The organism is Mesorhizobium sp. M1E.F.Ca.ET.063.01.1.1 (genome assembly GCF_003998155.1).
In the GTDB taxonomy this organism is placed as follows: Bacteria; Pseudomonadota; Alphaproteobacteria; order Rhizobiales; family Rhizobiaceae; genus Mesorhizobium.
Window position 1 is genome coordinate 1 of record NZ_RZSC01000282.1, and the last position, 7,140, is coordinate 7,140.

Below are 7,140 nucleotides of genomic sequence, written 5' to 3' on the forward strand. Positions count from 1 at the left end.
ATCCAGCGGGCCTGCACTTGGGCAATACGCTCGATACCTTTGACGTGCTCTGCCGCATGGTTGATTTCCTCGACGACACCGGGCTCGACACCGTCCAACATGCGCGTCAGCACCGCATTCGACGACTGCCAGACGATGGCGAAGATGGCGACGGTGATCAAAAGGCCGATGATCGGATCAGCGAGTGGAAAGCCTGCCCACACGCCGGCCGCGCCGAGAACCACCGCCAGGCTGGTGAAGCCATCGGTGCGGGCATGGTAGCCGTCGGCGATCAGCGCAGCACTGTTGATCTCGCGGCCGACGCGGATGCGGAATACGGCGACCGTCTCATTGCCGAGGAAGCCGATCAGGCCGGCGATCGCCACCCAGCCGAGCAAGGCAATGGGCTGCGGATGGATCAGCCTGTCGATCGCCTCATAGCCAGCGACGATGGCGCTGAACAGGATGATCAGCACGATGATGATGCCGGCCAGATCCTCGACGCGTCCAAGACCGTAGGTGAAGGTCTTCGACGGCTTGCGCCGCGCCAGCATGAAGGCGATCCAGAGCGGGATTGCTGTGACCGCGTCGCCGACATTGTGGATGGTGTCGGCCAGCAATGCCACGCTGCCCGAGAGGAACACGACGACCAGCTGCAGCATCGACGTGATGGCCAACACGACGAACGACCATTTGATAGCCCAAATGCCGCGCGTTGTCGTGGCGATGGTTGGATCGACCACGCCATGCGTGTGGCCGTGGCCGCCCTCGCCGTGATCATGGCCATGGCCACCGAAGCCCTGGCTTACCGGGCCGAAGCCGAACCAGTCGCGGACCTTGTCCATCATGGCGGATGCCTCACAGATACTTGGTAATGTCCTTGAACTCGTCGATCGAGCGGCGCTGTTCGCGTGGGAGCGGACCCACGACGTCTTCAAGGCAGTGGTTGAGATGATCCTGGATAAGCGTCTTCTTGGCCTGGGAAATCGCCTTCTCGACGGCATGCAGCTGCTGCGCAATGTCGACGCAGGGCCGGCCCGCTTCGATCATCTCGATGACGCTTCGCAGATGGCCATCGGCACGCTTCAACCGTTTGATGATCTCAGGATGTGTCTCGTGAATATGAGGGCGCTCGTTCATGAACGATTCCTATCCCCTTGGAGAGGATCATGCAATCGCGGCGCAAGGACATCACCGTGACACTTCGCACGAGTGGCGATTATGAGGAAGTCAAATGGGTGAAATAGCCCAAGGCTCAATCGGTGGCGAGAGAATGGCTCATCCCCGGCGCCGCCTCTTAATGCTAGATCGGCTAGACACCTTCCTGAGGAGCTCGCGGCTTCCTTATGCTTTCCAAGGCGGTCGTCGTCAGCTATAACCGGAGCACAGAATAGAATGAAAGCCTGCGAGCACCGAACCAACTTGGTGGGAGGCCCGACTGAAGTGTTCAGACACTTTCAAATAAATTGGTTGAGCATGCGGGCGGTATTCAGGAAAAACGCAAGCTATTTGAATTTTTTGCTCGCGACGTCCATGGATCGACCATCCTATCCCAGGACTGCTCGTTGAATTTCCTGTAACCTACCAGTGTCGGCTTGAGCCCTTTCTGGGTCGGCCGACCATCCGGCTGACTTGCCTCAGGGCTCTCGGCCTCTATCGGGACCACGCCCAGCCAGGCTCAGCATTTCTGACGCGACCGGTCAGAACCCCTCACGCGAAAGGTTCGCGAGGTCCATATCTGACAAACGGTCGATTCCAAGAGCCGGAAGAATGTCATTGTCTGCCTTGAGATCGCGACCGTAGGCCGCCGACAAAATTGAAATTCCGGACTCGTGGAGTACAGCCGGGTTCCCGGTAGTCTTCCCCAACAATGCGGTCGGCAGCAGCCCGAACGGGACATCCTCGAGAATATAGCGGCTCTCGATGGTTGTCGGACCAAAGCCACCGCGCCCTTGACGGTCCATCTCCTGGTTCATCTCCGAAACGGTTCCGATCGGAACATGGAACGACAACGAAAAATGCTCTTTGACGGTGCGGACCGCAATACCGAAATGGGCTGCAATGGCCAGACGTTCGGCATCCAGAGCCTCGATGAGGCGGCCGACGGCAGGGGTCACGTTTCCCCCTTGGCTCCATTGCTCGGCTTTTTCCATGCGCGTCAGATTAAGAAGGGCAATTCCGAGATGGTTTTGCGGATTGAGGTTGCTGAGCGCGATCGCAAGCATCCCGTCGCGCTTGACGAAGCGATCGCCGAACAAGGTCGTGCAAAGTTCGTGTCCTTGATCCTGGTAACTGAAAGGCAGCGTCGCGACATCAAGCTTCTGACGAATGGTGGTGACAAGGACTTCGGTTGGTCCCTGCTGGCGGCCTGATAGGAGTGTTGTGCCCCAAACGACGATTGGCAACCTGACCTTGCGCTCGGCCAACCGCTTGGAGAGATACAGCGCCGCGAAGGAACAATGCGAACTGATGATGACGGGAGTTCCATCAACCAGGTGAGGGACCGCCGCATCCATAACCACCTTGTGGCCGTAAGCCGGAAGCGCAATCACCACCACGTCCGCGTTGACAATGGCATCTTTGCAATCCCTGGCAATGCGCACCGGCACGGTTGTCTCGATATCCCCCGTCGCTTTCAACAATTCGCCGGCAGCCAGTGCCTTGGTGCGCTGTCCCGACGGTGACCAAAGCATTGGCGAATGTCCCGAACCCGCCAGATAGGCGGCAAGGCCATAAGCAATTGCTCCGGCGCCTAGAATGCTCACGCGCATAATATTCCTCCTGTTGCAGGCTTTATGGTTCGCCGTTGCTGTCGATCAGCTTCAATTTTTCATTAGCTGGTTCCCTTGGCGGCGCCGCGCGCTCTCGATCGGGGTTCCGGCTGAGACCGGCAAATCCACAAAGCCGCAAACGAACATTAGTTTCCGCTTGACATATATCAAAAACGAATGAGACGATGTCAATCATTCGGATTACGCATGTAGGAGAGCATGGAAACCCGGGACCTTCAGACCTTCCTTGCGGTTGCTGCCAGCGGCAGCATCACCAAGGCGGCTGACATGCTCGGGCGTTCCCAGCCTGCAGTCACACGCACCATTCAGGATCTCGAGGCCGAGCTTGGCTTCGAATTGCTGCATCGCATCGGTCGGCGCGTGCAATTGTCCGAAGAAGGAGTCGCATTCGAGGAGGAAGCGCGACGCCTGTTGATGTCCTTCACTGAACTGGCGGCTCGGGCCAAGATGATCGCAGCCGGCAGGGGACGGATCCTGCAGATTGTAACGACCTCTGCGATCGGCACTGGCTTGATCCCGACGGCCCTGGCTGAGCTCCAGGGTGTGGAGCTTCCGCATGAGACGCATCTCGGGCAGTTTCTACCCTCGATCGTCGCTCAGGAAGTGCGCAGCGGACGTGCCGAGATCGGCTTTTCGAGCCTGCCGCTCGATACGCCCGGTCTCGATGTCCTGCGGCTCTATTCGGCGCCTGACGTTGCTGCCGTGCGGGAGGACGACCCACTGGCCAAGCTCGATGTCGTTCCGCTTTCGGGTTTTGCCGGTCGCCGCGTCGCCACACTGCTCAATCCGCTGCGTTTTCAGTTGCACGTCGCCAAAGCGCTGGCGGCCCGGGGCATCGACACCGGCCCGGTGATCCGCACCAATACTGCCTATGGCGCCTTGCAAATCGTGCGCAAGACTGGGGTCGCCGCAGTCATCGATCCCCTGACCGCCTACGGCGTGCCCCTGCCGGGAGTCGTCATTCGCCCGATCGATGCGACCGTCCTCTTTTATTGGGGCGTTGTGGCTGCAGCAAATCGTCCCCTTCGCCCAGTCGCGCAGGCATTGATGGATGCGGTCGAAGCGGTGGCTGAACGGTCGATCGTCGGTTTCAAGAAACTCGATCCAGCCCTCGCCGGCCAATTGGTGACCGATCCCGCATCGGGGACAAATCACGGAACCGGAATATGAAGCATACTCCCACCCCAGCAGGCCTTGCTGCGCTGGAAGCTCAGCTTGCCCAGGATCTCGAGTTTCTAGAGCTCCCTGCCAAGCCCTGGGTCCCCAGGCAAATGCATGACGGCCTGCCGGTCCGTGACGTCGTTGTCATTGGCGCCGGCATGTGCGGACTTGCCGCCACGGCAAAGCTTGTGCTGACCGGGATAACGAACGTTGTTGCCTATGATGCAGCTCCGGCCGGGCTCGAAGGACCATGGGTGACGTTCGCGCGGATGCAAACGCTTCGATCGCCGAAGACGCTGAACGGGCCGTCGCTCGGCCTGCCGCAGTTGACCTTCCGAGCCTGGTTCACCGCGCAATGGGGCGTCGAGGCATGGCAGTCGCTGGACAAGATTCCCCGGGTCCAATGGATGGAATACCTGATCTGGTATCGCAAGGTGCTTGATCTGCCGGTGCGAAACAGCGTGCGCATGACCGGTGTCGCGCCTGTCGACGATCTAATCGCCATCGACGTCGAAGGTTCGGAAACGGGCCGGGTTCTGACCCGCCATCTCGTTTTGGCCACGGGTCGGTCGGGCCTCGGCGGTTTCGCCGTGCCCGATTTCCTCAAGGGCATTGATCGCACCTATTTGGCCCATTCTGCCGACAACATCGATTTCGATGCGCTGAAAGGCAAGCGTGTGGCGGTCATCGGCGCCGGTGCCTCTTCCATGGACAATGCCGCAACGGCGCTTGAGGCGGGCGCCGGCTCTGTCGACATGCTGATCCGCCGCAAGGAAATGCCGCGCATCAACAAGCTGACCGGCATCGGCAGCCAGGGTGTCGTACACGGCATCTACCACCTGCCCGATGCCTGGAAATGGAAATTCTTCGACTACACCGCCTCGACCCAGACGCCGCCGCCGCGTTCATCGACACTCCGCGTGTCTCGCCACCCCAACGCCCGGTTCTTGCTCGACTGCGGCATCGTCTCGGTAGAGCAAGATGCGGAAGGCCTTCTGGTTGAAACCACGCAAGGGCCAATGCGCTTCGACTTCCTGATCGCCGCGACCGGCTTCTCAAACGACTTCAGCGACCGCCCCGAGTTTGCAGCGATCGCCCCGCATATCCGCACATGGTCGGATGGTCGATATACACCCGATATGGGGCCGCCACGTGCCGGCATGTCGGAGGCCCCCGATCTCGGTCCCGCTTTCGAGTTTCGCGAACGCGTCCCCGGTTCCTGCCCAATGCTGTCACACATTCACTGCTTCAACGATGCCGCCATGCTGACCCACGGCAAGGTCTCGGGCGATATCCCGGCAGTCAGCGCCGGCGCCGACCGTCTCGTCCGCGGCATTACGGCATCGCTCTTTGCCGAAGATGTCGAAACGCACTTCGCCAATCTGATCGCTTACGACATCCCCGAACTTCTGGGTGACGAGTGGGCCGATTCAACACCTCTTCTGCAGAAGGAGGCCGTGCAGTGATCGACGCGATGGATAAGGCCGCCGGTCTTTCGCCTGAAGATGCCCTTTTCGCTACGCGGCGGCTTCGACCCGAATTTGTCCAAGGGGCGGAGGAATGTCGCCTCTCGGTCCTGCGACCGGCAAATGACCAAGGGCTTGCACCGAATTTGCGAGCTGCTCTGGCCCGTCGGATGGCCGCCCTGAATGCCGATCCGGTCCTGATGGCCGAATATGACGTACAACTGGCTCAGCTTGATCCGACGGAGCAGCTTCTGGCCTTGGCTCGGAGCGAAAGTGATCTCGACGAGCCATTGGCGACCATCGCGCGGCATGTCGACCTGATCACGCTGACGCCCAAAAAAGCAGAGGCGAGCCACATCGTACTGTTGGCGCAAGCGGGGTTGAACAACCCTCAGATCGTCGCGCTCTCAGAATTGATTGCCTTCGTAAACTTCCAGACACGGGTTGCGACCGGCTTGCGATTGATGAGGTCGGCATGATTTCCGCGGTTCGCCTGAAGCCTCTGAATTGGCATCCCTACATCGCGCCGGTCGAACTCTCCGAGGCCACGCCCGAACAGCTTGAAGCGATGAAGGTCACGCCGTCCGCCAAGAAAGTTTCGGAATATGTGCGCACCCTTGCGCACGATCCCGAGAGCTATCTTGCTCGCACGATCCTGTTCAACGCGATCATGTATGTCGAAGGCGGCCTTGCCCGCCCCGATCGCGAACTTGGCGCGTTGGGCGCATCGATCGTCAATGGCTGCAAATTCTGCGCTGTCGTCCACGCTCGCCGGCACGCGGAATTGACCAAGAGCGATGACGTGGTCACCGCGCTTTATCTCGACCAACCCGAAAAGCTTGGCCCGCGGGATGCCGCAATCTACGGCTTTGCCCGCCGTCTGTCGGCAGCACCGTCGGAAGCGACGGCGGACGACATCGCCTCGCTGCGATCCGTGGGCATGGATGATGCCGAGATCATCGACCTGATCCACGCCATTTCGATCTTCGGCTGGGCGAACCGGCTGATGCACGTTCTAGGCCATGCGGAGGCCGGGTGATGCAATCAAGCCAGTCCGTCTCACACTTTGAAGGGCCAACCAGAAATGCTTGAACTCAAAGACATAAAGCTGTCCTACGGAAGCACGCAGGTGCTGAACGGCGTCAATCTCTCGGTAAAGCGAGGTGATGTGGTGTCGGTCATCGGCCCGAGCGGCACTGGCAAGACCACGCTGCTGAAATGCATCAACTATCTGGCCAAGCCCTCGTCAGGAACTATCGCCTTCGATCAGATCCGGATGGACTACCAGCGTGCTGACAAGGCCGCTGTCCAGGCGATCCGGCTCCGGACAGCGATGGTCTTTCAGCAGTTCAACGTCTTCAAGAACATGACCGTCCTCCAGAACGTGATGGATCCGCTTGTCGTGGTTCAGCGCAAGTCCTCGGACGAGGCGCGTGAAATCGCGCTGCGGGAGCTCGAGCGCGTCGGTCTCTCAGCGAAACGGGACAGCTATCCTTCCCAGCTGTCGGGCGGCCAGCTGCAGCGCACCGGCATCGCGCGGGCGCTGGCGGTTCGTCCCGATGTGATGCTCTTTGATGAGCCTACGTCATCGCTGGATCCAGAACTCGTCGGGGAGGTTCTGAAGGTGATCAAGGACGTCACGTCGTCAGGGATCACTTCGCTGCTTGTGACCCACGAGATGCAATTCGCAAAGAACATCTCGAACCGGATCGTCTTCATGGATCGTGGCGTGGTTGCCGCCG

General features: G+C 59.9%; 8 protein-coding genes. 5 read left to right on the forward strand and 3 right to left on the reverse strand.

What is annotated here, in order from left to right:
- The 3 genes from EOA29_RS19690 to EOA29_RS19700 form a co-directional block, all read right to left on the reverse strand.
- On the reverse strand, window positions 1-827 hold an 827-nt coding region (locus EOA29_RS19690), incomplete at its 3' end, for a cation diffusion facilitator family transporter (RefSeq protein WP_145969712.1).
- A 10-nt stretch (window positions 828-837) separates the two neighbouring features.
- Window positions 838-1,119, reverse strand: a complete 282-nt coding sequence (locus EOA29_RS19695) for a metal-sensing transcriptional repressor (protein WP_127221317.1) — start codon at window positions 1,117-1,119, stop codon at window positions 838-840.
- 560 nt (window positions 1,120-1,679) lie between these two features.
- Window positions 1,680-2,750, reverse strand: a complete 1,071-nt coding sequence (locus EOA29_RS19700; RefSeq protein WP_127221318.1) for an NAD/NADP octopine/nopaline dehydrogenase family protein — start codon at window positions 2,748-2,750, stop codon at window positions 1,680-1,682.
- A 219-nt stretch (window positions 2,751-2,969) separates the two neighbouring features.
- Here EOA29_RS19700 and EOA29_RS19705 point away from each other — a divergent pair, with 219 nt between their 5' ends.
- The 5 genes from EOA29_RS19705 to EOA29_RS19725 form a co-directional block, all read left to right on the forward strand.
- The gene (locus EOA29_RS19705) at window positions 2,970-3,941 is read left to right on the forward strand and encodes a LysR family transcriptional regulator (protein WP_127221319.1); all 972 of its coding nucleotides are present in this window, start codon (window positions 2,970-2,972) and stop codon (window positions 3,939-3,941) included.
- Complete coding sequence (locus EOA29_RS19710) at window positions 3,938-5,398, forward strand: NAD(P)/FAD-dependent oxidoreductase (protein ID WP_127221320.1); 1,461 nt, start codon at window positions 3,938-3,940, stop codon at window positions 5,396-5,398. The genes EOA29_RS19705 and EOA29_RS19710 overlap by 4 nt, the downstream gene beginning before the upstream one ends.
- Window positions 5,395-5,877: a hypothetical protein gene (locus tag EOA29_RS19715; protein WP_127221321.1), complete on the forward strand. Its 483-nt coding sequence runs from the start codon at window positions 5,395-5,397 to the stop codon at window positions 5,875-5,877. The genes EOA29_RS19710 and EOA29_RS19715 overlap by 4 nt, the downstream gene beginning before the upstream one ends.
- On the forward strand, window positions 5,874-6,437 hold the full coding sequence (locus EOA29_RS19720) for a peroxidase-related enzyme (RefSeq protein WP_127221322.1): 564 nt from the start codon (window positions 5,874-5,876) through the stop codon (window positions 6,435-6,437). The genes EOA29_RS19715 and EOA29_RS19720 overlap by 4 nt, the downstream gene beginning before the upstream one ends.
- Before the next feature lie 45 nt (window positions 6,438-6,482).
- Window positions 6,483-7,140 (forward strand): amino acid ABC transporter ATP-binding protein (locus EOA29_RS19725; protein WP_145969713.1); only part of this gene is annotated, 658 nt, incomplete at its 3' end.